The following is a 26706-nucleotide window of genomic DNA, read 5'->3' as shown; positions in this document are numbered from 1 at the left end:
GGGACGATCGGGGGGACGCGTGCGCGGCCGGAGTTCCGATGCCACTGAAGCTGACACCTCCCACCGCGGCGGCCCCGAGGCAGGCCAGCAGTAGTAACCGAGCGGTAGAGCGTTCGAGTCGGCGTCGAGAAGGAAGAGGCAGGTGCATGTGCATCCTTCATGTCGGGCGTCGAGCACAGGTGCCGTGATCACGCACGCCGCGCCGAGCGCGTCCATCTAGCCCGCCCCGGGGACGGAGCGATGCGTGGAGCTGGGAGATAGCAACACACAGAGGCAGGCCACCCGTGCGGAACACTTCCGAGGGCCAGCACACCCTAGAGACAGCGCCGGAGTAGCCGCGCATGGACTGCACAAGCGGTAGGAGACACAGCACACGAGACCGTGTTCGTACGGCGCGTACTAGCGGAAGTCCGCACGCCTACCCGTCCGGTCCCTAGATCCGTTCGGAACAACGAAGGCCGCCCCGCCCCGCCACCACCGTCTCGCAAGCCAAGGCATGCGGGACTGCGCCCACGCTAGGAAGGTGTGAGAGGACTTCTCACGTAGGGCTGTGTACAGATACGTCTGCTTCCGAGTTTGAGTGCGGAAGATCCTCCCCTCAGTGCTAGTACCCGAGGAGATCCATGCGCATCGAGCACATCCCCACAACGTCCGGGCGAAGGGGCACAGAGGGGATGACTGTCGTGCACGACCGACACTTGATGCGGCTGTTGTACGCAAGAGACGCGTGCGGCTCCGAGGTCACTGCCATCCCGAAGTCACTCACGCCCGCTCCTGTGAGTGCGGCCCTTCCCGCCGACGACGCGGCACTCCTCGTCCACGAGCTCTCCGTCCGTTGGATCGAGTCATTGGAGTGGGCGATCGCGTCGCCCTCTCGCGAGGCCCTTGTCTCCAGGTCCTTTGAGACCGGAGACCTCGGCCCGATGGCGCGCGCGATCCCCCCAGTGCTCGCGACCCCACCCCCCGGGGAGGCATGGATTGACGCAGAGGCCCGCGACGCGTGGATCGAATCTGCAGACGAGGCCGTGATCCGTGACTGGACCTCGCAGTCGGCCGATCGACTGAACGCCCGGGCCGCTGCGCGTGCGCGCGGGCTCGCCGTTGTCCTCGTACTTCCCATCGCGGCCCCATCGCTCCCGCTGCCGGGAACAGGGGGCATGCTGGTCTCCGATTTCGTTTACATGAGCGACAAGCACATGGCCGCCGCCCTGGACTGCTACGCGTAACGCCTCGCTGCACGCTCCCGCGACAGACGCCCAGACCGCCAGGAACCCCCGGGCTGGTCTGAAGTGCCAGAGCACGACCCGCGAGGCGTCTCACAAGACAAGGGTCACAGGACAGACGCAGACGGTCCGCCTGGGCCGAACTACTTGCATTTGTCAATCATTCGTCTGGCGGAAGCCGAACCCGGTGCCTTGCTGCCACGGTGGGATGACTCGATTTCACCAAGGGGGGAAATCATGAAGATCGGATACTCAGCACTCGGCATCGTCGCCACAAGCGCTCTCGTGCTAGCCGGAGTCGGACCGGCGAACGCGGCGGAGGACGCCACGCTCGGCGACATCAGGAGCGCAGTAGAGACGCGGCCAGTGCTGCCGGCGACCGCGACGACCGCCGAGTCCATCGACCTCTCGGACGGGCTCATCTCAGCCCCGGGATCTTTGGGCCAGAGGTCAACGGACCGGTAGAGGCTGTGCTCGACCTGGCCCCAGGGTACGAAGATGAGGAGCGGTGACCCATCTCGGGCCCGTCGCGTCTCCGTGATGACGCCGTACTGTGTCCCGTTCGGGCCACGTGTCGATGCGTGATAGACGGGGCCGCCAGAAGCTCCACCTGGCGGGTCACAGCCGGGGATCTCGTACTCCGGGATCGAGGCGAATCCGCGGAAGTGCCGTCCTTGGCCTGCGCATGTGTAGAGGGGTGCAGGAACGTATCCGCTGAGGGGTCGGTACCCGAACGCGTCGAAGTGGAGGCCAGGTGTCGCAGCGTCAAACGCGGGGGCCGGAGCTCCCGCCTGGGGAGCCAGATACTCCTTGGTGCCATTCCACGCCGTCTTCGGCTGCATCTTGATGAACGCTGCGTCGTGACCCGGGTCCTCTTTGGTCCGCCAGTCCCGGGAGACCGCGTAGTAGAAGGTGCCCCAGACTCCCAGGGGCTTATTCGCGCCGTCCCACGCGGGGATGAAGACCACCCGCGTGGACCAGTCGCCGTGATCGTAGAGGCAGTGGGCCGCAGTGGCGACGATGAGTTGGGAGTCTGAGCGGATGGAGGATCCGGAGCACGAGTACTGTTTCCCATCCACGTCGAAGTAGATACGGCCGATCCAGTAGACGGGCTCGAACGTCCCGGGGCCCTGCGTGATCAGAGACTGTTCGGTGGCGCCCGATTCCGGGGCGGTGACAACATCGCCCGGGGCATCGAGATCGGTAGCGGCAGCTAGCTGTACTGAGTCATCACGTTGGTGACACTCGGGCCGCGGGCGTCAGCCCGTGGCTCGAGTGGATTCGTTCAGTGTTGTAGTGCTGGATCCACGGATCAAGGGCGTCGGTTCTGGCTTGGTTGCTGGTGAAGGGTTGCCGGTAGGCCCACTCGGTCGCGAGGGTGCGGTTGAAGCGTTCGACCTTGCCGTTCTGCCAGGGGCAGTGCGGGCGGATGAACTTCTGCCTCGCACCGAGCTGCGTGACCGCGTTCTGGAACGCGGCCGAGTGCCGGTAGGCGAACGCGTTGTCCGTCAGGACCCGTTCGATGCGGGTGATGCCGTGCTCGGCGAAGTACGCCGCGGCCCGGGTCAGGAACCCTGCCGCGGTCACGCCCTTCTCGTCCGGGTGGATCTCCGCGTAGGCGAGGCGGGTGTGGTCATCGACCACGGCGTGGACGTAATCGAACCCGATCCCACGACCACGAACCTGTTCGCTGCGGCCATGCGCCCGCCAGCCGCCGCCGTCCGGGATCCGGCCGAGCTTCTTCACGTCGACGTGGATCAGGTCGCCGGGATGCTCATGCTCGTACCGGTTTGCCGTCGACCGGGATGCCCGGATCACGGCCCCGGTGACGGGGTCCAACCATGCCAACGGCGGTGCCCCGTGCCGCCGCAGGATGCGGGAGATCGTGCGGGCTGGAACACCGGTCACCGGCGCCAACCGGGCAGGACCTGATCGCAATCGGGTCCTCGCTTCCACGACGGCTCGTTCTCGTTCCGGGCTCGTCCTCGTCGGCACCCGTCTCGGCCTCGAGGACCGGTCCGACAAGCCTTCGAAGCCCTCGGACCGGAACCGATTCACCCACCGATGCGCGCACTGACGCGACACACCGAGTTCGCGCGCGACATGCGAGACCGGCCGACGATCCTCGACCACCCGCCGCACGAGGAGAACCCTCCCGTGAACCGTCAGACGAGCATTAGCGTGGGACATCGAGGCCTCCTGGCAGTGGCAGAACTAGACAGCTCCATCAAGCCAGGAGGCCTCCTCACACGCCCCGAAGTGTCACCAACGTCATGGCCGGGTACACCTAGCTGGTCGCGGCCGCGTCGTCGGCACCCGCCGGCGCCGCGGCTGCGTGCCGGGCCGCGAACGCGATGAGGCGATCGCTGTTCTGGATCATCCACGCGGCCGCCGAGTTCAGCGAGTCCTCACGCCGGAGCCAGATCCGCTGCCCGAGCTCGTTGCGGGCGTCGGCATAGACCTCGAACGTGAACGGGTCCCCGAGCTCCGCCCGGTGCCGCATCACGTACCCGAGCACGGGCCCGTCCCAAACCTGGATCCGCCAGTAGCCGGCCTCGAGGTGCGCCCACGGGTGCGCGCCAACATCGCGCACGAGGCTGTCGACGCCAGCGAGCTTGCTTTTAACCTTGCTCACCGGGTGCTCTCCTTCGTCGATTCGATCGAGTGGGAGCGTCCGGCCGCGCTCGTTGACGGGCGTACGGACGAGCCTCGACATGAGCGGTGGAAGCCGTGTGCGAGCGTGCGGCGGTGTTCCTGCCGAGGTGTTGGTGGAGGCATGGGTTTTAGGGCTTTGAGAGGGTGGTGCGTCGGTTCGTCCGGGTTGTGCTGATTGGCGAATATGATTGTCGACCGCAATGACAATCACGTCGGGGGCGGCGCAATATATCCCGGTGGTACGAAATGACCATGTTCTATAAAATATTATGCGAGCGAGGAAACCATCGGTATCGATAATCATTATCAGGTAGGGGGAGAGTGTAGGGGTGCGCAACAAAATTGTGGATAAAGTCAATAGTGCATCTAATCATGTTCACTACTCTTCCGGGATGACATCTCGCCAAGGCCTCGCATCTATAGTGCTCGGGCTCATCGTCTCCATGGCGCTCGCGATCGGCGCTACGTCCGCCGCATCCGCTCGGCCTGTTGCTCCTGCCGCCTCGGCGGGCCCGGGTGCGGCGTCCTCGCCGCCCGGCTGGCTGCACACCTCGGGTGGGAAGATCGTCACCTCCTCCGGCACCCCGTACACGATCCGCGGCATCGCCTGGTTCGGCATGGAGACCTCCTCGTGTGCGCCGCACGGCCTCGACACCATCACCCTCGCGAGCGGCATGCAGCACATCAAGCAGATGGGCTTCACGACCGTGCGGCTGCCCTACTCGAACCAGTGCCTCGCCGCATCCAGCGTCACGGGTGTCAGTGCGGACCCATCACTCGCCGGTCTCACAGCACTCCAGGTCATGGACCACGTCGTCGCCTCCGCGAAGACGGCAGGGCTCAATGTGATCCTCGACCAGCACCGGCCGGACTCGGGCGGCCAGTCTGAGCTCTGGTACACATCGCAGTACCCGGAGTCGCGTTGGATCTCCGACTGGAAAATGCTCGCAAAGCGCTACGCAGCCGAACCCACCGTCATAGGTGTAGACCTGCACAACGAACCGCACGGCGCGGCCACCTGGGGTACCGGGGCGGCCACCACTGACTGGCGGGCAGCGGCCGAGCGTGGTGGGAATGCGGTCCTCGCCGAGAACCCGAACCTCCTCGTGCTCGTGGAGGGCATCGACCACGAGGCCGACGGATCCGGCACCTGGTGGGGCGGTGCGCTCGGGTTGGCAGGCAATGCACCTGTCCGACTTTCCGTCGCGAATCGCGTCGTCTACTCCCCGCACGACTACCCATCGACCATTTACGGCCAGTCATGGTTTTCCGCATCAAACTATCCGGCGAACCTGCCGGGTATTTGGGACGCCCACTGGGGATACCTGGCGAAGAAGGACATCGCGCCCGTGTTGGTGGGCGAATTCGGTACGAAGCTCGAGACCACGAGCGACAAGCAGTGGCTCAACACCCTCGTCGGATATCTGTCGAGCACGGGGATCAGCTCGTCGTTCTGGGCCTTCAACCCGGACAGCGGAGACACCGGCGGCATCGTGAAGTCCGACTGGGTGACCCCGGAGCAGACGAAGCTCGACACACTGGCGCCGATCCTGCACCCGTCGCCTGGGGCGGGTCCAGGATCCGGCGGATCCGGGTCTCAGCCAGCGCCACAGCCTGGCCCGGCGAAGCCGGGCACTGTATCGGCGAAATGGCAGCCTGGCGGATCGTGGGCATCGGGCTACGTAGCCAACATCGACGTCACCGCGACAGCCGCTGTCACGGGATGGACCGTCTCATGGGCCAGCCCCGGAACCACCTCCATCGCCACCAGTTGGGGCATGCGCTGCAGCGTCGCCTCCGGCACCGTAACCTGCATCGGCACGGACTGGGCGAGCAAGCTCGCCGCCGGCCAGACCGTTCACGTCGGCCTGCAGGCGTCGGGTGGCCCGGCTCCCTCTTCACCACGACTCACCGCTACGGCGGCCGCGGCGCCGCCTGCCCACCCCACACCGCCTGCTCGGCCCACGACGCACGGCCGTGCCACGCACTACTCGCTGGGCCAGGGCAACACGATCGCGAACGGCAACTGCTCCATGCCGGCTGTCCCTGCAGACCGAATGTACGTTGCGCTCAGCAGCCCCGAGTACAGCGGGGCTGCCGCGTGCGGCACCTTCCTCGACGTCACGGGCCCAAAGGGCACCGTCCGCGTTCAGGTCGTCGACCAGTGCCACGAGTGCGAGATCGGGCATCTCGACCTGAGCGAGGAAGCATTCCGTGCTATCGGCGACTTCGATGCCGGCATCATCCCGATCAGCTACGTCACCGTCCAGGATCCGGCCGTGCCCGCTGTCGCCATCCGCGTTAAGGAGGGCTCGTCACGCTGGTGGGCGGGTCTACAGATTTTAAACGCTGGCAACCGCATTGACCGCGTCGAAATCCAGGCCGGCGGACAGTGGGTGCGCCTCAGCCGCACCGACTATGGGTACTGGGTCACGCCGTCTCCGATTCAGGACGGCCCAATGACCGTGAAGGTGACTGACCAGTTCGGTCGCACGGTCGTGCTCCCAGGCCTTCGCATGGCGCCCGGAGAGAACCAGCCCACATCCTCCCGCTTTTACCCGGTGCGCTGAGCCCTGATCGCAATGCATGCAACTTCCGTCCGAGCGACGTCATCGACTGGGCGGTCCTCTAGAGAGAGGTCCGTGAGTTGCCCCTCGCAGCGACATCCCTCGTCATGCAGAGGCTAGGTGATGCTGTGAGCGGACAGCAGCTCTTCATCTTCGCCATGGTCGGCATCGTTGGCCCTCTTGGCGCGATCACCCTCGTTCGCAGCCAACGCCAAGCAATCTATACGCCCAGACAACTCATCGGGCAATCCTTGGGTTTCATCACCAGCCTGGTACTCGCGCCCTACGTCGCTTTCCGCCTCGCCGGTGCCCCGCAAGCCGCCAACCTTGTGCTGCTGGTGGGCGCGACCGTTGGCCTGCTAAATCCGGTCCTCTACGGCATTCTCGGCATGCGGGAGCGTCACCGCTCCCGCCTACGAGATCTCGAAATGGGAATATTGCCACACGCGAAACGGCTCATCAAGTGGGAAGACATTCTCATCCCGGGTCTTTCCTACGCCGCCGCGCTCGCTTTGTCCTCCAAACTGGTATCTGACACGATCTGTGCCACGTGCAATTCCGCGACCGACGAACCTATGGTCAGCGCCTCGGTTATCGTGAGCGGGGCGCTCATCGCCGGGTACGCGATCGCGGTCGCGCAGCGACTCAGACGTAACGCGAAGTCTCGTGAGCACGAGCTGCTTGTCGACGGTTTCGCCTGGCGTGAGCGTCATGCGAAGAAGGCGGGCTACAAGGCTGGCTACCGCGACGGCTTCACACGGGGCCGTAATGCCACGCATCCCCCAGACGAAGACGTCGACTGATGTTGGCAAAGCCGACTTTCTCCAGGTTGTCGATGGCCCACGAATGATGCGTAATTGCAATAGGTGCCGACGACGTGGATGTCACCAGCCTTGGCTATGACTGCCTGTATGTCACTCGGTTTGCTTACGTGCTGAGCACGTACGAGCTCATGGTCGATGTGGTCGATTGCACTGCGATCGACCACATCCTCAATGCTCGCGGGTGCGCGCGCGGATGAGGTCGGATTCGAACTCGGCGAACATCGCGAGCATGTTGAACAGGAGGCGCCCGGTCGGGTCGGTGGGGTCGTGCACGGATCCGCCGATGCTGAGCGCTACGCCCTTGGCCGCGAGCTCGTCGGCGATGGTGCGGGCATCGCTGATCGACCGCGCGAGGCGGTCGAGCTTCGTGACCACGAACGTGTCGCCGGGACAGCACGCCTCGAGCGCCTTCCCGAGGGCGGGGCGGTTCCGGTTCGTGCCGGTGAGGCCGTGGTCGACGTAGATCCGATCCGGGGTGATGCCGAGCGCGGTCAGGGCGTCCCGCTGCGCGGTGACGTCCTGTTCGTCGGTCGAGACGCGGGCGTACCCGATGAGCTGTCCAGCCATGCATCCAGTGTCTCAGGTGAGGCACCCTCACCGGAACAGTCGCCGGACCACTTACCTGAGACGCATGGTTCCGCTGTGGGCAGCGCCGCTCGATGGCGCAGTCCTGTTGCCGCCTGATGTCGTCATCCGGTGACGAGGATGCTGGCGGCGGCTTCGATGACGTCGTCGGTGATGGTCTCGAGCTGGTTGATCTTGAGGACGCGTTGGATCTGCGGGAAGAGTCGTTCGAGGAGTCGGAAGTTGCCGCGGGTGATGCGTTGGATCGCGGAGATGGCTTGTGCGTCGGTGAAGTCGTCAGGGTTGAGCGTGTGGCCGAGGCGCTTCCAGTGGCGGTCGAGGACGAAGAAGAGCTCGTCGTGGCCGAGGGCGCGGTAGCGGTGGGCGAAGCCGAGGCGGCTGTAGAGCTGGGGGTAGTGGCGGAATCGCTGGTCGATGCCGGGCATGCGGATGAGGATGATCGCGAGGTGCTCGCGGTCGTGCCGATCGCGTAGGAGCTCGAGCGCGGTGGGCGTGAGTCGTTCCGCTTCGTCGATGATCAACAGCTCGACCCACCGGCGGGCGTCGCCGCCGGTGCCGGTGATCTTCCCGATCGTGCGCTGGTGATCCTCGATCCTGATGCCGAGGTCGACGGTCCAGCGGTCGAGCTCGCGCATGAGGTCCTTCGGCCGGGGCAGGACGTCGGGCGTGTAGAACACGGCGCGCGAGCGGTTGGCGGCGGCATCGAGCTTGGGGTCGTCCGCGCCGCGGCGTCCCCACTCCTGGACGTAGGGCTCGAGCGTGTCCCTGTGCGCGTAGCGGCGGGCGGAGTTGGTCTTCCCGACGCCGGCGTCGCCGTGGCAGATCCCGATGGTCTGCTCCTTCCGGACGGCGTTCGCGAACTCGACGAACCGCCGGTGCTCCTTTGTGGTGATGAACGTGTCGGGCATCATCCGTCCTCTTCATAGGTGCGTAGCCGCGGCCGTCGCGGTGGTAGCGGTGTCGTGGGCAGCTCGGTGCGGCTGACTGTGGTGGGGATGCGGTCGTTGAGGTCTCGGCGCAGCTGGCGGCGGCGGGCGCGGCGTGCGGTCTCGACGTCGCGGAGGCTCATGCGCAGGTTCGGGGGGCTTCGTCGACGGCGACGCAGATGAAGGTGTTGTGGTCGTAGACGCGGATCTCGGAGATGTCACGCGGGTCGTACCGGATGGTCACGGTCCGGCCAGCGACCGGGGCAAGCGTGGAGGCGAGGTACCGCTGGCCCTGGAAGTGGATCCCGTCGCGCTGCACGGTGCGGCTCTTCGGCACAGTCAGCAAGAGCCCGTCGAGCTCCACGAGACTCTCCGGCATCCGAGGCAGCCAGCCGTCACCGACCCAGGCTGTTCGCGGTGTGGTCCCGAGCTCCTTGTGCGGGCGGTCGTTGTAGGTGGCGATGAAGGTTCCGATGGCCGTGTCGAGGCCGGCGAGGTCGAGCACTGGATCTGGGCGTCGGTTCCCAGGGCCGAGGTGTCCGGGTAGTAGTGGGAGCAGTTCGGTGGTGATGGTGCCGAAAAACCGCTCGATCTTCCCGCGGCCCTGGGGGCGGCCGACGGTGGAGTGAATGATCCGGATTCGCAGCTCCGCGGCCGTGTGCTCGAGGTGTCGGCTGGTGAAGTCGGTGCCGTGGTCGACGTGGAGGATGTCGGGGATCCCGCACATCGCCCAACTGCGGTCGGGCTTGCGCCAGATCGCTTGCCGGAGCGCGAGTGCGGTGTTCATCGCCGACGGGGCGCCGGTGAAGACGGTGTACCCGCAGATCGCGCGGGAGTAGTCGTCCATGACTACGGTCAGCCAGGGTCGGTCGGGCTTCCCGCCGGCGCCGACGATGACGAGGTCGAGCTCGGTGTGGTCGGCCTGCCACGTCTGGTTCGGGCGCTCCGCCCGGCGCCGGTACACGAGCTCGTGCCGATCCCGATACGACGTCGGCCCCTCCAGGGCCAGCGTCACCAGCGCGGGGTCGAGCGCCTGAACGATGTCACGGGCCGTGGTGTAGCTCGGGGCAGGATCGCCCCGGCGTTCTGCGTCCGCGGCGGCGAGCCGGTGCAGGGTCGCGATGCTCGGCCGGGGCTTGGTCAGCGCCAGGCGCTCGATGAACGCGACCGTCGCTGCAGCTGTTCGCCGTAGCCCCGCGTCGATCCGCACGTGCGGGTCGAGGGCGGAGATACCGCCGGCGCAGTAGAGCTGGTGCCAGCGTTGCAGGGTCCGGGCGCTGATCCCGGTGGTGCGGGCAAGAGCTGCGAGCGGGATCTGGTCTTCGACATGCAGCCGAAGAACGCGCCACCGCTCGAGCCCGTCCACGCCATGACCTACATCGCGGCGCTCTCGCGCGTGGCGTTCGACTGGTGCCGGTACAGCGTCGCCCGGCTCCACCCGACGAGCTTCGCCGCGTCCTCTGCGGTCCGGCCGCGGGCGCGCGCGTCGGTCGCGATCTGGAGCTTGTCGGCGATGACAATCGGATCCGACAGGGGCCGGCCGAAGCGGGTCCCGTTGTCGCGCGCGACGGCGATGCCGGCGTTGACGCGCTCGACGATGAGCTCGCGCTCGTACTCGGCCAGGCTCGCGAGCATGCCCAGCATCAGCCGGCCCGAGGTGGTCGCCGGGTCGATGCCGTCGGAGATGGAGCGGATCTGCACGCCCCGTTCGCGCAGCATCTTCACGGTGCTGAGGACGTCGAGCATGGAGCGGCCTAGGTGTACCCGGCCATGACGTTGGTGACACTTCGGGGCGTGTGAGGAGGCCTCCTGGCTTGATGGAGCTGTCTAGTTCTGCCACTGCCAGGAGGCCTCGATGTCCCACGCTAATGCTCGTCTGACGGTTCACGGGAGGGTTCTCCTCGTGCGGCGGGTGGTCGAGGATCGTCGGCCGGTCTCGCATGTCGCGCGCGAACTCGGTGTGTCGCGTCAGTGCGCGCATCGGTGGGTGAATCGGTTCCGGTCCGAGGGCTTCGAAGGCTTGTCGGACCGGTCCTCGAGGCCGAGACGGGTGCCGACGAGGACGAGCCCGGAACGAGAACGAGCCGTCGTGGAAGCGAGGACCCGATTGCGATCAGGTCCTGCCCGGTTGGCGCCGGTGACCGGTGTTCCAGCCCGCACGATCTCCCGCATCCTGCGGCGGCACGGGGCACCGCCGTTGGCATGGTTGGACCCCGTCACCGGGGCCGTGATCCGGGCATCCCGGTCGACGGCAAACCGGTACGAGCATGAGCATCCCGGCGACCTGATCCACGTCGACGTGAAGAAGCTCGGCCGGATCCCGGACGGCGGCGGCTGGCGGGCGCATGGCCGCAGCGAACAGGTTCGTGGTCGTGGGATCGGGTTCGATTACGTCCACGCCGTGGTCGATGACCACACCCGCCTCGCCTACGCGGAGATCCACCCGGACGAGAAGGGCGTGACCGCGGCAGGGTTCCTGACCCGGGCCGCGGCGTACTTCGCCGAGCACGGCATCACCCGCATCGAACGGGTCCTGACGGACAACGCGTTCGCCTACCGGCACTCGGCCGCGTTCCAGAACGCGGTCACGCAGCTCGGTGCGAGGCAGAAGTTCATCCGCCCGCACTGCCCCTGGCAGAACGGCAAGGTCGAACGCTTCAACCGCACCCTCGCGACCGAGTGGGCCTACCGGCAACCCTTCACCAGCAACCAAGCCAGAACCGACGCCCTTGATCCGTGGATCCAGCACTACAACACTGAACGAATCCACTCGAGCCACGGGCTGACGCCCGCGGCCCGAGTGTCACCAACGTCATGACTCAGTACAGCTAGAGCGCGCGGTCGAGGTGCGCAATCGGCCGGCGGGGATGAGCACGGGCGCGGTTCTCGGCCCGGTCGTGCTCGACGACCTGCCCGAGGATCCCTAGGCGGACGGGATCCGCGGGGCGTCCCGTCGACGGGAACAGCCTCGGCAGGCGCGCGCGGATACGAGCCGGCGAGGACCAGTGGCACAGGTCGGCCCGGGTCTCGCGGCTGGTGTGGCGATTCGACGCCACGCGGCGGAGGACGGGCGCGGCGGGGTGCTTGGCGAGCTCCGCGAGCTCGGCGGACGACCGGGAGAACCGGGCCATCGCGGCGAGAATCGCGATCCTCACGCTGCGCGTCTCCCTGTCCTCGCTGCGGAGCAGCGAGGCACGCTCTGCGTCGGTCAGCACGGGGTGCAGGACGAGCGCCGCCCGGACCGCCCGGCCCGGCTTGCCCGACAGCAGCGCGCGCACAGCGTCGTGCGGCGTCCTGGGATTGAGGATCGCCGCGGCGCGCACGCTCTCGCGCGGATCGCGGAGGTACTGACGGAGCGTCTGCGGATCCCGCTCACCGGCGACATTCATCACGAGGCAGTTCCTTCCAGAGGGTCACGGGCAGGTGTTGAGGGTGTGGTCGATCGCGGCCCGGTCGGCGTCGTCGATCGTGAGCTCGTACGCGCTCAGCACGTACGCGAACCGTGTGACATACAGGCAGTCATAGCCAGCGGCCGGCGGAAGCCACGTCGCCGGCCCCTGGTCCGACTTCGCCTCGTTCGTCGGCCCGTCGACGGCCTGAAGGTTGTTGAAGTCGGTCGCGAGCTGCTCGCGGCGCTCACCGCTCCACGCGGCGGCGCCGTGCCGCCAGGCCCACCCGAGCGGCACGAGGTGGTCGATCTGCACGGCCGCGCTCGTGGCCTTCCCGCGGGTGAAGCCGATGCTGCGGCCCGTGTAGGCGTCGGCCAGATGTCCCGTGGCCACGGTGCAGCTGGGATCCGCCTTCGTGAACGTGACCGCCGTGAGGTCGCGGGCCAGGACGTCGTTCCGCTGATCGCACCCGTTGTGGTCGGTGTCGGCCCAGGACGGCCCGTAGGCCGCCCGGTCGTAGGCAGGCGTCCTCGCGTGCGTGTCCGCCGGCAGCTTGTCCACGAGCGCCCGCACCGCGGCCGCGTCGACCACGCCGCCGCGCACGAGGCCGGCCCGAGCGAGGACGTCGCCCACGGCGCCGCTCGCGGCCGCGACGTCGGCCCGCTCAGCGGTGGCCGCGGTCGCGACGTCGGCCGACTCCTGCGTGAAGCCCAGCCCGGTGCCGTACCAACCGCCGACGACGCCGCACGCGCTCAGGAGCACGGCGGCGACGACGAACAGGCGCCGACTGCGGGGCGTCATCGCCTGCTCGCGGCAGCGAGAATGGCGACGACGATGACGGCCCCGGCAGCGACTCCGAGGAACGTCCCCTCGGGCATGTGAGCCTCGGCAGAGAGCCGGCGGATCATCTCGCTCACGCCCTGCACCACGAGGAGCACAGCGGCGCCGCCTGCGCCCCACTTCCCGCCGACCTCGCTGAGTAGGAACGTGACCCCGAGGATGACGATGCCCCCGAGGTAGATCCAGAAGACGGCCAGCTCGGAGGGGATGTGCGACGCGATCGCGCCGAGCGTCGCTATCCAGAAGCCGGCGGGCACGAGGGACACGATCCCCGTGAGTACCCCATCTCCGCGCATGCGGATGGCGAAGCGGAGCACGCCGACGTAGGCGGCCGCCCAGGCGGCGCACCACACCAGCGCGATCGTCCACGGCCACACCGTGGTCCAGTCGGTGTAGTACCGCTCCGCGGCGTCCGCCGAGGCGGCGGCCAGGTTCGGTAGAGCTCCGAGGATCGCGAGCGGGTGCAGGGTGGAGGTCAACATGGGGCTCCCTTCGGTGTGATGTAGGCGCTCACGTGGCGAGCCGTGCGGAGAGCATCACGGATCCGCGTGCACGCCGGCACGACTTGCTCAAGCTCCTCGGCCGCGGCGGTGAATGCCTCGTAACGACACCCGTCCTCGTCGTTGACGAGCACGTCGCGGGCGTGCAGGTTCATCCCCTTTTGCACCTCCGCTTCGAACTCGGGAGAGCTGGTGGCCGCGTCGAGGTCGCCCCGTGCCTCAACGACGATCCGGGCGCCGAACGGCTCGGGCCACCACGGATCGACGGTCGATCCGGCGGCGTCGAGGTACGCCCGGTCTACGGCCGCCGAGTGCGCGGCCAGGACTTCGGCGGCCTGCGCCGCCCGCGCCTCGTTCGCGGCTGCGTCACAGCCAGAGACGCCGAACGTCAAGGCCGCGGCGAGGTCTTCGGTGGAGCGCCAGTCGCTCATGGGTTCTCCTTGCTGGTGAGCTTCATCGGTTCGTCGCCCCACGGGTCGACTTGGACGTGCTGGTGGTTGCAGGTGTCGGGGAACTGCTTCATCGGCAGGTCGAGACTCGTGCCGGCGCTCGCACGGCAATCGGACTGGCCGACGCCGGATCCGTCGGGCATGACGGGCGCGAGGGCGCGGAGGAGCTTGATCGCGTTCGGGTCGGCGCCTGTGGTGGGGGTGCCGTCGAAGGCGTAGAAGTCGACGGCGTGGCCGCCACCGTTGACCACGTGCGCGGACGCATCACCGGCCCCTGGCCGCTGCCCGCTGCACAGGCGGTTGATGTCGGAGATCCCGATGGACCGGAACGTCTGCGTGGCGACGGTGATGACCTGGAGGACCCGGGTGTCGATGCCGCAGTTCGGCTTCGGCTGTCCGGCCGCGATGGCCTGCACCTCGGGGAAGTGCGAGGGCGACAGCCACGTGATCGCGCCCTGGTTCGTGAGGTCGACGAGGTGCTGCGCGAGCTGCTGCGCGTTGCCGGAGACAGTGGCGGCCGCGGCCGCCGTGCACGCCGTGTCCGAGCCCGTAAGGGCGCTCACGACGGCCTGTGCCGGCTCGAACCAGCGCGTGTAGTGGTCCGCCTCCTGGTTCCGCTGCACGGCGTGAGCGGCGGCCGTGGGCGTCATCGACGGCCAGTTGGGGACCTTCACCAGGCGCTCGAAGAAGAACGTGGCTGCCTGCGCGGGGTTCATGCGCTGCTCCAGCGTGCCCCACGTGTCGCGCTGCTGGAACAGGCCGCGGGAGTCCGGGCCGGCCGCGTCCCCGTACTCGATGTTCCGTAGGCCGGACTCGCCCATGGCGGTCATTACCCCGACGATCTGTCCCTGTGAGCTCACGCCGAGCGCGGCGCCCGCGTTGATGATGCTCGCGGCGTTGACGAGCTGGTCGCCGGAGTAGCCGGCGACGGGATCGTGTGCCTTCGCGGCGTCGATGCTGGCCGACCCGACCGTGCAGCCGGCTCCGCCTCCTGGCGCGGCGAACACGACGGAGACCATGCCGACGATCGCGGCGAACACGACGCAGACCCCCGCGGCGGTCACGGCCAGGAGCTTCTTCATCGCATGTCCGCCAGTCAGTGCCCGAGGGCGTCCGCGGAGTCGCCCATCATCGCCTGGTCGCTGTCGGTCAGCTCCTTCTCCCACTCGGAGCGGAGGTGCTCGACCTCGGTCTCGGGCATGTCCGCGATCTTCGCGATGCAGTGCCCCGTCCCAAGCCCCATCAGGACCTTCGTGGTGTCCTGATCGAGGTTGAACGTCCGCTGCGCCCACGCGGCATCCTGCTCGTGCTCCTGGCGGAAGATGTAGGCCGTCTGCGCCTCCTGGATCACGGTCACACCGGCGGACTCCGGCGGGATATCCGAGCCCTTGTGCATGATGAAGATGTTCGACATGCCGAGCGATCGAGACAGCTTCTCGTTCGACTGGATGAGGCCGACGGACGGGCCGCCGATCATGTGCCAGCCCTCCTCGTAGATCACGTTCGTCGCCCAGCCGGCCTCGTCCTTGATCCGGCCCAGCATCCACATGTTCGCCGCGGCCATGACGATGGGGATCACGGCGCCGTCGGAGGGGAGCTGGGAGATGTCGAACGTCGTGAGCTTGTGCGTGAGGTCGACCTCCGAGCTCGTCTCGCCATCGAACACACCGCCGTAGGTCTCGAGGAGGTCGTTCAGCACGTGACTGATCGAGAGGCCGGCCTGGTGCAGCCGCTCGCGAGACCGGAGGGAGTAGTCCCCACGGTCAGGGTCGACGGCGCCGAGCCGTGCCGACAGATCAGCGAGGGTCGGCGTCCGCGTGTCCTCGTGGTCAGCGAGCAGCGAGCGGAGCGCAAGTCGGAGCGCCTGGTCCTCCCAGCCGGCCTCCTCCACCGAGGCGACCGTCCCGCTGCTGCGGTGCCGTTGGAGCTGGATCGCCGTGTCCAGCATGAGCTTCTGCCCTTGGATCCCATCGACGACGCGCACGATCGCCGGGTCCATGAGGTTGATGACTCGGCCCTCGCCCTGCGCACCGTTGGCGAGGAACCGGAACGGCTCGTTCCCCAGCTGCCGCGTGGTCTCGGCATGCTCACACTCGCCGCCCCGATCCTTCTTGGAGCACACGACCGCGCGCCGCTTGCGAAGCATCAACGGCTTCATGATGAGGTTGCACGTCGTCCACGAGGACTTCCCCGATCCCGTCTGACCCAGGACGATGACGTTCGGGGACGTGAGACCGCGGGGCGTGCGGCGGTAGGCCGTGATCGGGTCGTGGGCGAAAGCGGTGCGCGTCAACGTGTCGCGGCCGTTCACGATGCCATCGAACCCCGTCGGTGCCCCGAAGTGCGCGGTGGCCACGATCTCCGCCTGCCGAGTCGTGGTCGCCGCGCCCTGGTGGGCGGGCGCGTACCAGCCCCGCCGAGCTCGGGACGCGGACTGCCATCCATCCGGTCGGAGCTGACTCCCGGGCACGTCCCACGGCGCGAGCTCGCCGGCCGCGGCCGCGTGCTCGGACACCTCCTCGACGTCGCTCACGAACGCCTCGGGCGGCAGGAACCGATTCACGATCGGCACGCGCGTGAGCCGCGATGCGCGACGCTGCGGCGCGATGACCTCCTGCTCCGTGTCGACGATCGCGGCCACCCGCTGCGCCTTGGCCTGTCGTCCGCTCATGTCAGCGCTTCCTTCTGCCGGCGGCCAGCGATACCGGCCTCAATGCGAGACCCGATCGGCACCTGCGGGGGCTTCTGCCCCCGGGCGATCGGGAAGGTGCAGCCGGACGCGGCCGCCGCGTACGAGTCCTGCCAGCTCAGACGCGCGATCCCGATATCGGTCGCGCACACGTCCTCCAGCCGGCTCGACGCCCGCTTAAGCTCCGCGAGCGAACGGGTCGAGATGGTCACGAATCCGACCCACTCGGCCCCGTGATGACCGGTGCCCGGCGCGACGTCGGCCGCACGCGCCTCCGCGCCCGTCATCTCCAGCCTCAACGTCCCATCCGCCAGGCCGGTCTTGCTCTCGCGCGCGATCCGCTCCGCGGCCGCGAGCACGCGGGTCTGCTGCGCGTCGGCCCGCGCCTGCACAGCCGGCACGAACCGTAGGTGGAACGACACGGACCGGATCATCTGGAGGTCGGCGCCGTGCATGAGGCTGAGCGTCCAGAACGGATCCCGCTCCTGGTCCTGCATGTTCTCGGCGAGGATCGCGGCCGTGCGGTGGAACCACTGCGTCCGCCGGCCGGTGTCTGGCTCGACGTCCTCGACGACGTGCGCGGAGAACTCGTCGTGCGACGGCAGACCGGGTGAGGCGAGCGGGTCGATCCGCTTCGCGGCTTCGATCCCCAAGCTCGGGTTCTGCTGGTGCCGCATGAGCGCCACCACCTCACGAGCCTCAAGAACTCGCACGCGCCCGAGGCGAGCGTCGGACAGCCCTGCGGCCGCTCGCGGGATCTCCTCGGCCATGAGCTTGCGCCACCCGTCGCGGCCTTCGCCGTACGCGGCCGCCCGCTCGCGGAACGCACCCGACACCGGCCACTTGCAGACGATGAAGTGGCGCTGCGTCATCGCGCCCTCGGTGCACAGGTGCAGCACCTCCTCGTAGGACGCCTTCATGCGCTCGAACGCCTCCACGAACCGCGACGTCCAGGTCCCATCGTTCTGATCGAGCTCCAACTGCGCCCACCGCGACTGGCGCGCGGCCGCGGGCGGCAGCACCCGCGTGAGGGTCTGCACGCCCCGCAACAGCGATGCCTCAGACGCCCGATTCGCCTGGAACCGACCCCACGCCTCCGCGGCCTCATTCGCCCGCGCCGTGGACTCGATACCCCGCATCTGCCCCGTCACGCTGAACGCGACGGACAGGTACTCCTCCTCGCCCCGCGGAGAGTGCCACGCGACGGCGGGCGCTCCTCGCGCGGACACGAGCCACCCCATCCCGTCGGCGCCGTCCGGCGCCCACCGCATGCGACGCAGCGCCCGACGGGCCTCCGCCTGCTCCTCCTTCTCGCCGGACCGCACCGCGGCGGTCAACTGGTCCCACGTCGCGATGTCGTACGGCACGAACGCATCCGTCCCCGTCGCCCGCCGGGCCTGCATCCGCGCGGATCGGCGACGCCGATCCAGCAGCGAGCCGTGCTGACCGCTGATCGTCGCCAGGAGCGCGATCATCGCGGCGACGACCCCGGCGATGATGACCCAAATGCTGTGCGTGACAGCGACCGCGGCCGCTGTCCCCACGCCGATGAGGATCATGAGCGCCAGTCGCGTCTTCGAGACCGTGCCCGTCAGCCGCCCGCGGCGGCGCGTGTTCTCCCCACCGATGTGCCGGGTGAGTAGCTCGTCGGTCGTCATCACCGCTCCTCGTCGTGGTCGTCGATGTGCTTGCTCACGTGATCGGCCGCCGTGGTGGCCGTGCGCTTCGCGGCGTCCTGAACGCTCTTGGCCGCCTTCGCCCCCGCGACGACGGCGCCCGCCGCTCCACCGGTTCCGGCCGTGGCCACGGCAGCGGCGCCCTTCTTCGCGGCCGACGCCGCGGCCGCCTTCTTCGCCGCGTCACCCGCCTGCGAGGCCTTCGCCGCCGGGGAGGCGGCGGAGGCCGAGTGCACGCCCTTCTTCGGCGCTCCCGCCCCGGGTGCTCCGGCGCTCTGCGCCGGCGAGGCCACGTTCCCGGGACCCGAGCTGGGCTCGCGCTGACGCTCCTGCATGCGCCGGCGCACGTCGTCCATGGTCCGGTTGTTGTTGCCCGACGACGGGACTCGCGCGTTCGACGCCGGCAAACCGCCCTGCGGCAGGATCGGCGCGAACTTGTAGAGCATGAACGGGACGAACGCGACCATGAGCGTCGAGAGGGTGGCCGCGGCCAGGTTCACCGTGGCTTGAATCGCCTCGACGCCGAACCAATTCGAACTGATCGTCGACACCACGAACATGGAGACGATCATGAATAGGAATATCAGCAGCGGGTGGCCAATGAGGGTAGCGAACCACACGCCGACAATCTTCATGGCGAACGTGCGGCGGTTCTTGTCGATGAGCCACATGAGCCCAAGAGGGAGCAGCGCGCCCATGAAATACAGCATGAGGTATTGAATGATCTGCATCAGCAGCACCATGAAGAGGCCCACCACCTGCGCTATCATGAGGCATAGCGCGATAAGAACGTTTCCGGCGATTGATGATGGAACGGCGGAGGTCGTGACCCCCTTGATTACTTCGGCCATCGTCTGCCCGGCGAGCTTCGCCGTGCCCCACTCGATAATGCTGGCCTCCAGCGCGGCGGTGAGCTGAACGAGGAGGACACCGATCGACGGCCCGAAGGTTGCCCCGCCGAGGAATATAAGAAAGTTTTTCCCAACGGCATCGAACATGTCACTCACGCCTTGCCGGCCGACTGCGGTCCGGTATATCTGGACCATGAGTAGGACGACCGCGAATGTAATTGATATCGCCAGCGACGCCTTGTAGACGCCGATGAACCAGTCCGCGGTGAGGTCCGGCAGGGTCGTCTTGGCCGCGGCCGAGAGCACCGTGTCCGCCAGGCTCGATGCCGAGTCCTGCGCCTTCTGGTACAGGTAGCCCAGCGGATCCGAGCCCACGGAGACGACCGTGTGCGCGGTGTCGGCAGCCCCCTTGGCCGCGCCCGCGACGCCCTTGATGATCACAGCGTCAGCGTTCACCGTGTCTTTGACCGCATCACCAATGGCCTGGCCCGCGCACCCGAGAGGTCCGGCGTCACATTCGTTTGCCATCAGCACCCTCCCGTATAACGGATTCCGCCCTGCGCGAGCAGAGCTTGGTCGATCAAATTGCCGCTCAGAACGTGCCAAGCACCGTTCGACCACTGCATAATTAGTGCGATTCCTGCCACTTTCGTGGGACTGAGTGCACCATCGATTACATACCCAGCAGCAAGATTGACCGTTACTTGATCCGCCGACGAGTCCGGAGCAACAGCCCACAATCCATTGGTCGTGGAGATATGAAAAGACGTTCCCGCCGAGACCACGCCATGGGTCGGGTCGTTTCCTGCGGCGGCATACTCGGAGGCGATATCTTTCCACGCGGGTGAGGCGTCAGCAGATATCACATTACTGGCAATAGCGTTAATATCGTCGACTCCAGGGTCGGGATATTGCCAGAGCCAACGGTGAAACGCTGCTGCAACTTCGACGGCTCCGTAAGTCGTGTGCGGAGCCTCCTTCTGAGCGGTGAGGACCATCGCGGCGTTTCGATCTAATCCGCCGAGGCAGCCCATGGGGGCTACCCCGGGGTCGTCGTCACCGGCCCCGGACGCGGCTGCGCTCGCCTCGGGTGCAGGCGTGACGCTCGACGAGGACGCCGGGGCGGGCGTGTTGGTTGGCGTGGCCTGGCCGTAGAGCAGGACGCCGCCAATCACGAGCACCGCCGTGCCTCCGATGACCCACGGCCAGCGCGAGAGCCCGGTCGTTTCGCTACGCATGCGCACGGCGGGTCCTAGAGGCTGACGAAGAAGAGGACAGCGCCGACGACCACGCCCAGCGCCGCGAGCACGCCGAACGCGATCCCGGAGACCTGCGTGCCGCCCTTGGCGTCCTGGTACTTCTGCGGGTTGCCGCTCGCTCCGCCGCTCATGGCCATGCGGGTGAGGCCAAGCATCAATGCGAGCACGGAGGCGATGAGGCCGAGGCCCCAGATGCCGGCGATGATCTTCTGCCAGAGCTGGTTGAACTTGGTCCCGAAGATGGTGAAGTCCGGGACGATGTTGTCCAGCGGGTTCGGGATCCCGCCCGCGGCGAGGATCCTGATGTGGTCCAGCGGGTTCGGCATGGTGCCGGCGGTGACGGCGGTGAAGTGGTCGGCGATGAGGTGCAGCGTGGACATGGGTTCCCCCCTGGTCGTGCTGGTCTGTGTGGTGGGACGCGCGCCGGTCAGGCGCGGCGGGTGACGACGCTGTTCAGCGTCTCGATCACCGCGGCGGCAGCGAACGTGAAGGCGTCGCGGGTGGCCGGCTGGAGGCGGCTCAGCGTGAGCTCGCCGCGGTCGGCGATGTGCTGGTCATAGGGGATCGTGAACAGGCGACGCACGCCGGCCTGCGCGAGCGAGGCGTCGACCCGCTCGACGATCTCGGGGTGCTCGGTGCGTCCAGCCGCGAGCCGAACGGCGATCGCACTGGCCGCGAGCTCGCGGGCGTGCGCATCACCCTCGCGCAGGCCCTCGACGAGCCGTAGAGCGTGCTCGGCGCTGTCGGCGGCGCCCATGACCGGGATGACCAGGACGTCGGCAGCCTCCACAGCCGCGAGGAACGCGGCGGAGGTCGCGTCGTTGCCGGTGTCCAACACGCGGATCTTGTAGAACTCCCCCGTCTTGGCCATGACGGCGCGTACGTCGTCTCGAGTGAGGGTCGCCCGGCGTCCGGTCGATCCGATCACGGATGCGAACGAGGTCTGCGGCTTGGTGTACCCATCGAGCGCACCGGCGCTGGTGATGGTGTCGACCTTCTGCACGAGCTCGCCGATGCCGAGCGCCGGAGTCCCCTCGGCACGGTAGGCGAGCATGCCGGGAGCGTCGGCGAGCTCGGGGATCACGACGAACCCGCCGCGGACGGCCGCGAGCGTGCCGCCGAGCAGCAGCGAGACGGTGGTCTTCCCCATGCCGCCGCCGGGGTTCGCGACCAGCACCGACACGGGCCGCGTCCACGTGGACTGGCGAATCAGCGTCTCGGCGGCGAACCGATTGCGGTCCAGCGCGAGGGCTTCCCGCTCCGCCTCGTTCGGGGCGATCGGCAGTCCGAGCTTGGCGAGCACGCCGCGCACGCCGGTCGAGGCGCGCGCAGCCGGCGCGGCTACCGCCACGCCCTCGCCGCGGAGCGCACTACGCGCGACGGCGACCGCCTGCGGCTCCACGACCGGCCCCGACCGGGGAGGTGTGGTCGGGGCCGGCGTGGGCGGCTCCGAGAGCTGCACGAGCAGGGATGGGCCCGCTTCCTGTGCAGCGGAGCCCGCCACCTCAGCCGGCGCAGTGTGCTGCTCCGCGGGCTGAGGGGATGACGACGCCTCGGCGGACCGCCGACGCAGAGCCGGCACCCCCTCCGATGGCGCCAAGTCCTCGTCGATGAACTCGTTCACCTGATCTGCGGTCCCGAAGACCTTCGGTGTGCCGCTTCCGAATCCAGACATGTTGCACCCTCCCCTTGATCGTGCTGCACATTTAGACGCCCCCCATACGAGCGTCACGGGATCAGGTGTACAGCACACGGCCGACATAGGCAATTGTGAGGGCGAACGGCATATTTACCCACGAGGGGAATGCTATGAGGCAGCTCTGGCGGTCGAGCGGGTCGCGTGCGTAGATTGCCGTAAGCGATCACGCCGGTAGCGTGGTCCGGAACACGGAACAATCCGTGGCATGCCGGAGGATCTGATGCGCCAGAGAGACGCCCCCGACAACGTGAGCGGGATGCAGGTCGTCCTCCAGGCGCAATCGCGCGTGCTCGTGCTGCGGCACCTACTCCGAGGGCCGACGACGTTCGATGAGCTGCTGCGGGAGCTCGACATGTCGGTGGCGGGGTGCCGGCAGGCGATCTACGTCCTCACGGAGGCCGGCTACGTCACGGACGACGCCGATCCCTCCTACCGCCGCAAGCCCTCCGAGACGAGGTACTGGGCTCTGCGCGAGCGAGTGGCCGGCGATGCCCTCGACTTCGTGAAGTACCTACTGAGCTGATCGAGACCGTTATAGGCCGTACCGCTGGCGGGCCTGCCCGACGACGCGCTCGCATGCCGCGATCCACTCGCTGGGGAGCGAGTGCCGAGCGGCACCCCACTGGGTCTCCTGCTCGGGTCACCAGGAGGACCACCACTCCCCCACCGGCACGGCCGGCGCGGTGGCCGTCGTCGTGAACTCCACGCGAGCCGGGTCCACCTCGTCGTCGGCGATGAACTCAGCCGTGGAGGGCCAGGCCGTAGCCGTCCAGCGACCCTCGCCCTGCTCCTGGAGCTGCACTTCCAGCCCGATCCACGCATCCGCTGCCGCTGCGGCCGGCTGCTCGCCCTCGTCGGGGTCCTCGTCGACGTCGACGGCGGGCAGGTAGACGTCGGGGCGGCTGGTCAGCACCTCTGGCGGGATCGCGCGGAAGGGCGTGTGGCGGCCGCCCTGGATGAGGTAGAACGCACCGTCCCAGGTCTCGCGGACGTCCTGCGGGGCGATCGCGTAGGTGTCCTGGGCGCGGCCGGTGTTGAGCTCGGCGCCCTCGCTCGCATCCCCGGATGCCTCCATGCGCTTGACGGTGCCAGCGAGCGACACGGCCGCCTCGGGCGACTTGGATCGGCCGATGACGACCGCGATCCCGGAGCTGCTGAGTCGGTCGCGGAACGTCAGATCACCGGAGATTCCGGGGAGGGACTGCGCGGCGAGGACGAGGCCCACACCCTGCGAGCGGCCCGTCTCAGCCAGCGACGCGGCGAGGTCTCCCGGGTCGGTGGTGGTCGAAACGAGCTGTGCGAACTCGTCGACCACGCACAGCATGCGTCGTGGCTCGGTGAGCGCGCCGAGCCACTGTCGGAGGTCGGCGAGCATCACGTCGCCCAGGATCCGTTCGGCTGCGAGGGACGGTCGGATCGGCACGAGCCGCACGTCGGCGCCGAGGTCGTCGAACGTCCACCCGTCCTCGCCCAGGAACGGGGCGAGGTTGCGCATCCGGCCGCGGATCTTCGCCGCCGCGCGCATGGCCTTCGTGGTCCCGCTCTTGTCGATCGGGGCGCTGAAGTCGACGAGCATCTGCGAGCTCAACCACCGGGGGAGCTCGATCAGGCGCGTCTCGAGGTCCTGCATGGAGCGAAGCGGAGCCTTGACCTGGAGGAGGTCGAGCAGGTCGCGCGCCTCGTCGCTGTAGAACTGCCCCTCCCCCGCGCTCTCCCCCACAATGCGCATGATCTTCTCGGTGATCTGCGCCGAGGATCCCGTGAACAGGTTCCAGCGGCCGCCGATCTGCACCGTGCGCCCCAGCCTGCGGAGCATGCCCGCCAGCCGCTCGGCGTCGGCGTGGATGCCCTTCCCGTCGATCAGGACCACCGGCGCCTTCATCATCACGGCGCACAGCACCCACACCCATAGCAGCACGGTCTTCCCGGCGCCCGCCTCGCCGAGCAGCAGCACGCGCCACGCGCTGGAGTCCTCGGGCCACTTCAAGAAGCGGCCACCCTTGGCCGTCCAGTCCCGCACCCCTGCCTTGTCTGCAAGACGCTCGCGCCAGGTGCGCACCGTCGGCCGCTGCACGAGCCCGAAGACCCATTCTCCGTTCCGGCCGTATGGCGCTCGGATCGGCCGGCGGAGCTCCGCCCACGCTCGGCCGGGGCGCGAGCTCGCCACGCGCTGCGACACCGGCAGCCCGAGCACCCACCGGGCGGCCCGTCCGATCTGCTTGGTGCCGACGATCTTGCCGTTCCGCGGATCCATCTGGAGCCGTAGTTGCCCGGCCGCCGACCAGTCGGCCGCGCGCTTGCGAGCCTTCTCCACGTCCTCCTGCATCTTCACGTCCGGCAGGCGGCGCTCCAGCGTGCGGAGGGCCACTCGTCGGCGCCGCGCGGCGAACACGAGCGGGCCCAGTCCGGCGCCAGCGAGCAGCCCGAGGCCGCCCGCGATCATGGCGTGACCTCCGAGGATCTGCGCCATCTGCGCCGGGCTCTCATCCGGTCGGCCCGCACCCAGCAGGGGCGCGACGTCGCGGGCAGCGAGGGACCACATCACAGCCGTGAAGACCGCTCCCCCGACGATGACCCACGGCCACCACGTGAAGGTGAGCCAGTAGCGCGTCTTCGTGATGACCCGACTACTCGCGAACCCTGCGACGAGGATCGGCACGACGAACGACCCCACCACGAGCACGACCGCCAGCAGGACCACGGCGACGAACCCCGAGTACGACGACACGGACATACAATCCCCCAAACTCACATAGTTACATTTGATGGACCGACGAGGGTCCCGTGTTGCTACATGGCCGGCTTGGCCGCGGTCAGGATCGGATGGACTGCTCGATGTAGGCGGTCAGATGATCCTTGATCTTGGTTCCGTGCGTCACCGTCCACGCTTTGTAGGCGCGGTGGAGCTCGGGCGTGACGTCGAAAGTGATCCGGGCCGGCTTGCCCGTGGCTTCCACGTCGGGCACGGCAGCAGGTGCAGGCACCTCGGGCGCCGTGGTCTCGGTGGGCTCCGGCTCCTGTGCGAGGCCGGGGTCCGGCACGGCGTCCACGGGCTTGTTGAAGACGCGATCCATGTTCGCTCGTGCCATCACTTGTTCCTTCCGTTGGCCCAGATGCTCGTGAGTTCGAGCGCGAGGGAGGAGAAATCGCTGATCGCGTGGACGGTCTGCCGGCTCTCCGGGTACGTGGTCACGACGCCGCCCGTTGCGGGGGCGTCCGAGTGGACGACGTACTGCCGAATGACGGTGCGGAGCCTCGGGATTCCCATGTCGTCGAGGCGCGCGATCGTCTCGTCCCGGCGCTTCTGCTGCGCTTCCTCGCGCCCCACGCGCGACAGCAGGACGCGGTACTCGAGACCGCGGGGCTCGATGACGGACTTGATGGTCCGCATGAGGGGCGTGACGCTCAACGGTTGCGGCTCCATGGGTACGATCACGAAGTCCGCGGAGTCCAGGACGAGGCCGGTGCGCTGGATTTCGCTTGGGGCAAGGCTGCCGGGGGTGTCGACGATGATCGTGTCGTAGTCCGAGGCTGCGCGGAGCTGGGACAGGACCTCGGGTCGCGCGTCGTCGGTGAAGTCGAACGGCCAGGCAGTCGCGCCTTCGGATTCCGATGCCTCGGCCCAGTCCGTTGCCGAGTGCTGCACGTGGTCGGCGTCGACCACGAGGACTCGCGAGTGCTCGGCCGTGACGGCTGCGAGGTTGACAGCGATGGTGGTCTTCCCCACCCCGCCCTTCTGCTGCACGACAGCGACGATGCGCATGGCTTCCCTCCCCTGTAGGAACCATGGTTCCCGAGAACCATGTATCCCGTGTTTGTAGGTAACAGAATACCCGACAACCCGCCTACCCGGGTATGTAGCTAACCACCTTTGTGCATAACTAGGTTCATACCTACCCAGCTAGTCACATACGCACAAATGTAACTTCACGGTACGAGACGGCCGGAAGCCGTGCGCCTGGGGCTAGGCGGGGGTCTTCTCGTCCTGGAGCTGATAGACGCGCTGCCTGCTGACGCCGAGGATCGCGCTGACGTCGGCCACGCTCACGTCGGCGCCGCGGAGCTGCTTCACGACCTTGCGGCGCATCGCTGCGGCGTGTGCCTGGGCGTTGCGCGCGGCTTCCTCTTCTCGTGCGGCTTCGGCCCACACGTCCCAAAGGTTCGGGACCGGGGGAGTGATGGTCACGTTGAGCCCGAAGGGCGCGGGCGGCTCGGCGTTCCACGCCTCGATGATGCCCGAGGCCTCCTCGGGGACCTCGGCTAGCGATCGGGCCTGTCCGACGGTGTCGAGCTCGGGGATGCGGAACAGCCACCACCGGCCCTCGCGCCAGACGTCGACGTCGTACGTGTGTGTGGCCATCACTTCCACTCCTTCGGTACCTGAACGCCGAGGTTCTGTAGCTGGGTCAGGATGCCCGCCTGGACCTCCTTGTGCCCGAACGGCACGGACAGCTTCACTGACTCGTCCGGGGTTCCCCAGATCTGGTGGCTGCCCTTCGCCGGCCGGATGAACACCCATCCGATCGACTCCAGGAACTTGCGCACATCCCTCGACTTCTGCGGCTTCATGATTC

26 protein-coding genes and 2 pseudogenes are annotated in these 26706 nt (G+C 67.9%); 6 read left to right on the top strand and 22 right to left on the bottom strand.

The features are described from left to right. Window positions 1–623: 623 nt before the first annotated feature. Window positions 624–1226 carry a hypothetical protein gene (locus tag B5P21_RS16335; RefSeq protein ID WP_045530814.1) on the top strand — a complete coding sequence of 201 codons (603 nt, stop codon included), beginning with the start codon at window positions 624–626 and terminating at the stop codon, window positions 1224–1226. 234 nt (window positions 1227–1460) lie between these two features. Beyond that, window positions 1461–1688: a hypothetical protein gene (locus B5P21_RS16680; RefSeq protein ID WP_045530812.1), complete on the top strand. Its 228-nt coding sequence runs from the start codon at window positions 1461–1463 to the stop codon at window positions 1686–1688. Between the two features lie 765 nt (window positions 1689–2453). Here B5P21_RS16680 and B5P21_RS16325 read toward each other — a convergent pair. After that, complete coding sequence (locus B5P21_RS16325; RefSeq protein ID WP_045526244.1) at window positions 2454–3413, bottom strand: IS481-like element IS1122 family transposase; 960 nt, start codon at window positions 3411–3413, stop codon at window positions 2454–2456. Between the two features lie 97 nt (window positions 3414–3510). Beyond that, window positions 3511–3858, bottom strand: a complete 348-nt coding sequence (locus B5P21_RS16320) for a hypothetical protein (protein ID WP_052663287.1) — start codon at window positions 3856–3858, stop codon at window positions 3511–3513. Between the two features lie 463 nt (window positions 3859–4321). Between B5P21_RS16320 and B5P21_RS16315 the strand changes: the two genes are divergently transcribed. Together B5P21_RS16315 and B5P21_RS17465 are read left to right on the top strand one after the other, a co-directional pair. Beyond that, window positions 4322–6448: an expansin EXLX1 family cellulose-binding protein gene (locus B5P21_RS16315; RefSeq protein WP_236688884.1), complete on the top strand. Its 2127-nt coding sequence runs from the start codon at window positions 4322–4324 to the stop codon at window positions 6446–6448. A gap of 125 nt (window positions 6449–6573) precedes the next feature. Then, on the top strand, window positions 6574–7248 hold the full coding sequence (locus B5P21_RS17465) for a hypothetical protein (protein ID WP_246865355.1): 675 nt from the start codon (window positions 6574–6576) through the stop codon (window positions 7246–7248). Window positions 7249–7443: 195 nt separating this feature from the next. Here B5P21_RS17465 and B5P21_RS16305 read toward each other — a convergent pair. The 4 genes and pseudogenes from B5P21_RS16305 to B5P21_RS16290 form a co-directional block, all read right to left on the bottom strand. Further along, a pseudogene (locus tag B5P21_RS16305) lies at window positions 7444–7836 on the bottom strand (recombinase family protein); the annotation flags it as partial. Between the two features lie 122 nt (window positions 7837–7958). Beyond that, the gene (locus B5P21_RS16300; protein ID WP_045530805.1) at window positions 7959–8762 is read right to left on the bottom strand and encodes an AAA family ATPase; all 804 of its coding nucleotides are present in this window, start codon (window positions 8760–8762) and stop codon (window positions 7959–7961) included. Window positions 8763–8919: 157 nt separating this feature from the next. Beyond that, window positions 8920–10146, bottom strand: coding sequence for a Mu transposase C-terminal domain-containing protein (locus B5P21_RS16295; RefSeq protein ID WP_345703642.1), 1227 nt, complete (start codon window positions 10144–10146; stop codon window positions 8920–8922). An 8-nt stretch (window positions 10147–10154) separates the two neighbouring features. Next, a pseudogene (locus tag B5P21_RS16290) lies at window positions 10155–10538 on the bottom strand (recombinase family protein); the annotation flags it as partial. Between the two features lie 97 nt (window positions 10539–10635). On the opposite strand from B5P21_RS16290, the gene B5P21_RS16285 reads away from it, so the two are divergent. Continuing rightward, the gene (locus tag B5P21_RS16285) at window positions 10636–11598 is read left to right on the top strand and encodes an IS481-like element IS1122 family transposase (RefSeq protein WP_045530803.1); all 963 of its coding nucleotides are present in this window, start codon (window positions 10636–10638) and stop codon (window positions 11596–11598) included. A gap of 10 nt (window positions 11599–11608) precedes the next feature. Here the strand turns inward: B5P21_RS16285 and B5P21_RS16280 are convergent, their stop codons facing one another. The 11 genes from B5P21_RS16280 to B5P21_RS16230 form a co-directional block, all read right to left on the bottom strand. Then, window positions 11609–12169: a hypothetical protein gene (locus B5P21_RS16280; protein WP_236688883.1), complete on the bottom strand. Its 561-nt coding sequence runs from the start codon at window positions 12167–12169 to the stop codon at window positions 11609–11611. Between the two features lie 24 nt (window positions 12170–12193). Then, window positions 12194–12970 (bottom strand): HNH endonuclease family protein, encoded by a 777-nt coding sequence (locus tag B5P21_RS16275; protein ID WP_094171503.1) that lies wholly within the window; start codon window positions 12968–12970, stop codon window positions 12194–12196. Next, window positions 12967–13491, bottom strand: coding sequence for a hypothetical protein (locus B5P21_RS16270; protein ID WP_094171502.1), 525 nt, complete (start codon window positions 13489–13491; stop codon window positions 12967–12969). The genes B5P21_RS16275 and B5P21_RS16270 overlap by 4 nt, the downstream gene beginning before the upstream one ends. Next, a complete protein-coding gene (locus tag B5P21_RS16265) occupies window positions 13485–13940 on the bottom strand; it encodes a hypothetical protein (RefSeq protein ID WP_094171501.1) in 456 nt (151 codons plus the stop codon). The genes B5P21_RS16270 and B5P21_RS16265 overlap by 7 nt, the downstream gene beginning before the upstream one ends. After that, window positions 13937–15040, bottom strand: a complete 1104-nt coding sequence (locus B5P21_RS16260; protein WP_094171500.1) for a hypothetical protein — start codon at window positions 15038–15040, stop codon at window positions 13937–13939. The genes B5P21_RS16265 and B5P21_RS16260 overlap by 4 nt, the downstream gene beginning before the upstream one ends. 14 nt (window positions 15041–15054) lie before the next feature. Further along, window positions 15055–16629, bottom strand: a complete 1575-nt coding sequence (locus B5P21_RS16255; RefSeq protein WP_094171499.1) for an ATP/GTP-binding protein — start codon at window positions 16627–16629, stop codon at window positions 15055–15057. Continuing rightward, a complete protein-coding gene (locus B5P21_RS16250; RefSeq protein ID WP_045530796.1) occupies window positions 16626–18305 on the bottom strand; it encodes a hypothetical protein in 1680 nt (559 codons plus the stop codon). Before B5P21_RS16250 ends, B5P21_RS16255 begins: the two co-directional genes overlap by 4 nt. Next, window positions 18305–19615 carry a hypothetical protein gene (locus B5P21_RS16245; RefSeq protein ID WP_246865354.1) on the bottom strand — a complete coding sequence of 437 codons (1311 nt, stop codon included), beginning with the start codon at window positions 19613–19615 and terminating at the stop codon, window positions 18305–18307. Before B5P21_RS16245 ends, B5P21_RS16250 begins: the two co-directional genes overlap by 1 nt. Window positions 19616–19701: 86 nt before the next feature. Further along, the gene (locus tag B5P21_RS16240) at window positions 19702–20412 is read right to left on the bottom strand and encodes a hypothetical protein (RefSeq protein WP_246865356.1); all 711 of its coding nucleotides are present in this window, start codon (window positions 20410–20412) and stop codon (window positions 19702–19704) included. Window positions 20413–20426: 14 nt separating this feature from the next. Beyond that, window positions 20427–20813, bottom strand: a complete 387-nt coding sequence (locus tag B5P21_RS16235) for a hypothetical protein (RefSeq protein ID WP_052663284.1) — start codon at window positions 20811–20813, stop codon at window positions 20427–20429. A gap of 47 nt (window positions 20814–20860) precedes the next feature. Further along, the gene (locus B5P21_RS16230) at window positions 20861–21835 is read right to left on the bottom strand and encodes a MinD/ParA family ATP-binding protein (RefSeq protein WP_246865353.1); all 975 of its coding nucleotides are present in this window, start codon (window positions 21833–21835) and stop codon (window positions 20861–20863) included. A gap of 517 nt (window positions 21836–22352) precedes the next feature. Here B5P21_RS16230 and B5P21_RS16225 point away from each other — a divergent pair. Next, window positions 22353–22655: a winged helix-turn-helix transcriptional regulator gene (locus B5P21_RS16225; protein ID WP_045530791.1), complete on the top strand. Its 303-nt coding sequence runs from the start codon at window positions 22353–22355 to the stop codon at window positions 22653–22655. Window positions 22656–22772: 117 nt separating this feature from the next. On the opposite strand, the gene B5P21_RS16220 is transcribed toward B5P21_RS16225, so the two are convergent. The 5 genes from B5P21_RS16220 to B5P21_RS16200 all read right to left on the bottom strand — a co-directional run bounded on the left by B5P21_RS16220 (window position 22773) and on the right by B5P21_RS16200 (window position 26701). Further along, the gene (locus tag B5P21_RS16220; RefSeq protein WP_246865352.1) at window positions 22773–24860 is read right to left on the bottom strand and encodes a type IV secretory system conjugative DNA transfer family protein; all 2088 of its coding nucleotides are present in this window, start codon (window positions 24858–24860) and stop codon (window positions 22773–22775) included. 85 nt (window positions 24861–24945) lie between these two features. Further along, window positions 24946–25221 carry a hypothetical protein gene (locus tag B5P21_RS16215; protein WP_045530787.1) on the bottom strand — a complete coding sequence of 92 codons (276 nt, stop codon included), beginning with the start codon at window positions 25219–25221 and terminating at the stop codon, window positions 24946–24948. Continuing rightward, complete coding sequence (locus tag B5P21_RS16210) at window positions 25221–25895, bottom strand: ParA family protein (protein WP_045530785.1); 675 nt, start codon at window positions 25893–25895, stop codon at window positions 25221–25223. Before B5P21_RS16210 ends, B5P21_RS16215 begins: the two co-directional genes overlap by 1 nt. 201 nt (window positions 25896–26096) lie before the next feature. Next, entirely contained in the window at window positions 26097–26492 is a 396-nt protein-coding gene (locus B5P21_RS16205) for an antitoxin HicB (RefSeq protein ID WP_094171496.1), read from the bottom strand. Then, window positions 26492–26701 (bottom strand): type II toxin-antitoxin system HicA family toxin, encoded by a 210-nt coding sequence (locus B5P21_RS16200; RefSeq protein ID WP_045530781.1) that lies wholly within the window; start codon window positions 26699–26701, stop codon window positions 26492–26494. Before B5P21_RS16200 ends, B5P21_RS16205 begins: the two co-directional genes overlap by 1 nt. Between the last annotated feature and the right edge of the window lie 5 nt (window positions 26702–26706).

The organism is Clavibacter michiganensis subsp. insidiosus, from assembly GCF_002240565.1.
Taxonomy (GTDB): Bacteria; Actinomycetota; Actinomycetes; order Actinomycetales; family Microbacteriaceae; genus Clavibacter; species Clavibacter insidiosus.
Note: the sequence above shows the minus strand (reverse complement) of the source record. Positions and strands in the feature narration are given on the sequence as shown.

Coding starts and splice junctions, on each gene's coding strand:
- B5P21_RS16240 (WP_246865356.1), bottom strand. CDS start 20,412: ATGCGTAGCGAAACGACCGGGCTCTCGCGCTGGCCGTGGGTCATCGGA.
- B5P21_RS16335 (WP_045530814.1), top strand. CDS start 624: ATGCGCATCGAGCACATCCCCACAACGTCCGGGCGAAGGGGCACAGAG.
- B5P21_RS16325 (WP_045526244.1), bottom strand. CDS start 3,413: ATGTCCCACGCTAATGCTCGTCTGACGGTTCACGGGAGGGTTCTCCTC.
- B5P21_RS16205 (WP_094171496.1), bottom strand. CDS start 26,492: ATGGCCACACACACGTACGACGTCGACGTCTGGCGCGAGGGCCGGTGG.
- B5P21_RS16315 (WP_236688884.1), top strand. CDS start 4,322: ATGGCGCTCGCGATCGGCGCTACGTCCGCCGCATCCGCTCGGCCTGTT.
- B5P21_RS16235 (WP_052663284.1), bottom strand. CDS start 20,813: ATGTCCACGCTGCACCTCATCGCCGACCACTTCACCGCCGTCACCGCC.
- B5P21_RS16210 (WP_045530785.1), bottom strand. CDS start 25,895: ATGCGCATCGTCGCTGTCGTGCAGCAGAAGGGCGGGGTGGGGAAGACC.
- B5P21_RS16680 (WP_045530812.1), top strand. CDS start 1,461: ATGAAGATCGGATACTCAGCACTCGGCATCGTCGCCACAAGCGCTCTC.
- B5P21_RS16255 (WP_094171499.1), bottom strand. CDS start 16,629: ATGAGCGGACGACAGGCCAAGGCGCAGCGGGTGGCCGCGATCGTCGAC.
- B5P21_RS16200 (WP_045530781.1), bottom strand. CDS start 26,701: ATGAAGCCGCAGAAGTCGAGGGATGTGCGCAAGTTCCTGGAGTCGATC.
- B5P21_RS16300 (WP_045530805.1), bottom strand. CDS start 8,762: ATGCCCGACACGTTCATCACCACAAAGGAGCACCGGCGGTTCGTCGAG.
- B5P21_RS16270 (WP_094171502.1), bottom strand. CDS start 13,491: ATGTTGACCTCCACCCTGCACCCGCTCGCGATCCTCGGAGCTCTACCG.
- B5P21_RS16250 (WP_045530796.1), bottom strand. CDS start 18,305: ATGACGACCGACGAGCTACTCACCCGGCACATCGGTGGGGAGAACACG.
- B5P21_RS16265 (WP_094171501.1), bottom strand. CDS start 13,940: ATGAGCGACTGGCGCTCCACCGAAGACCTCGCCGCGGCCTTGACGTTC.
- B5P21_RS16285 (WP_045530803.1), top strand. CDS start 10,636: ATGTCCCACGCTAATGCTCGTCTGACGGTTCACGGGAGGGTTCTCCTC.
- B5P21_RS16280 (WP_236688883.1), bottom strand. CDS start 12,169: ATGAATGTCGCCGGTGAGCGGGATCCGCAGACGCTCCGTCAGTACCTC.
- B5P21_RS16215 (WP_045530787.1), bottom strand. CDS start 25,221: ATGGCACGAGCGAACATGGATCGCGTCTTCAACAAGCCCGTGGACGCC.
- B5P21_RS16225 (WP_045530791.1), top strand. CDS start 22,353: ATGCGCCAGAGAGACGCCCCCGACAACGTGAGCGGGATGCAGGTCGTC.
- B5P21_RS16275 (WP_094171503.1), bottom strand. CDS start 12,970: ATGACGCCCCGCAGTCGGCGCCTGTTCGTCGTCGCCGCCGTGCTCCTG.
- B5P21_RS16260 (WP_094171500.1), bottom strand. CDS start 15,040: ATGAAGAAGCTCCTGGCCGTGACCGCCGCGGGGGTCTGCGTCGTGTTC.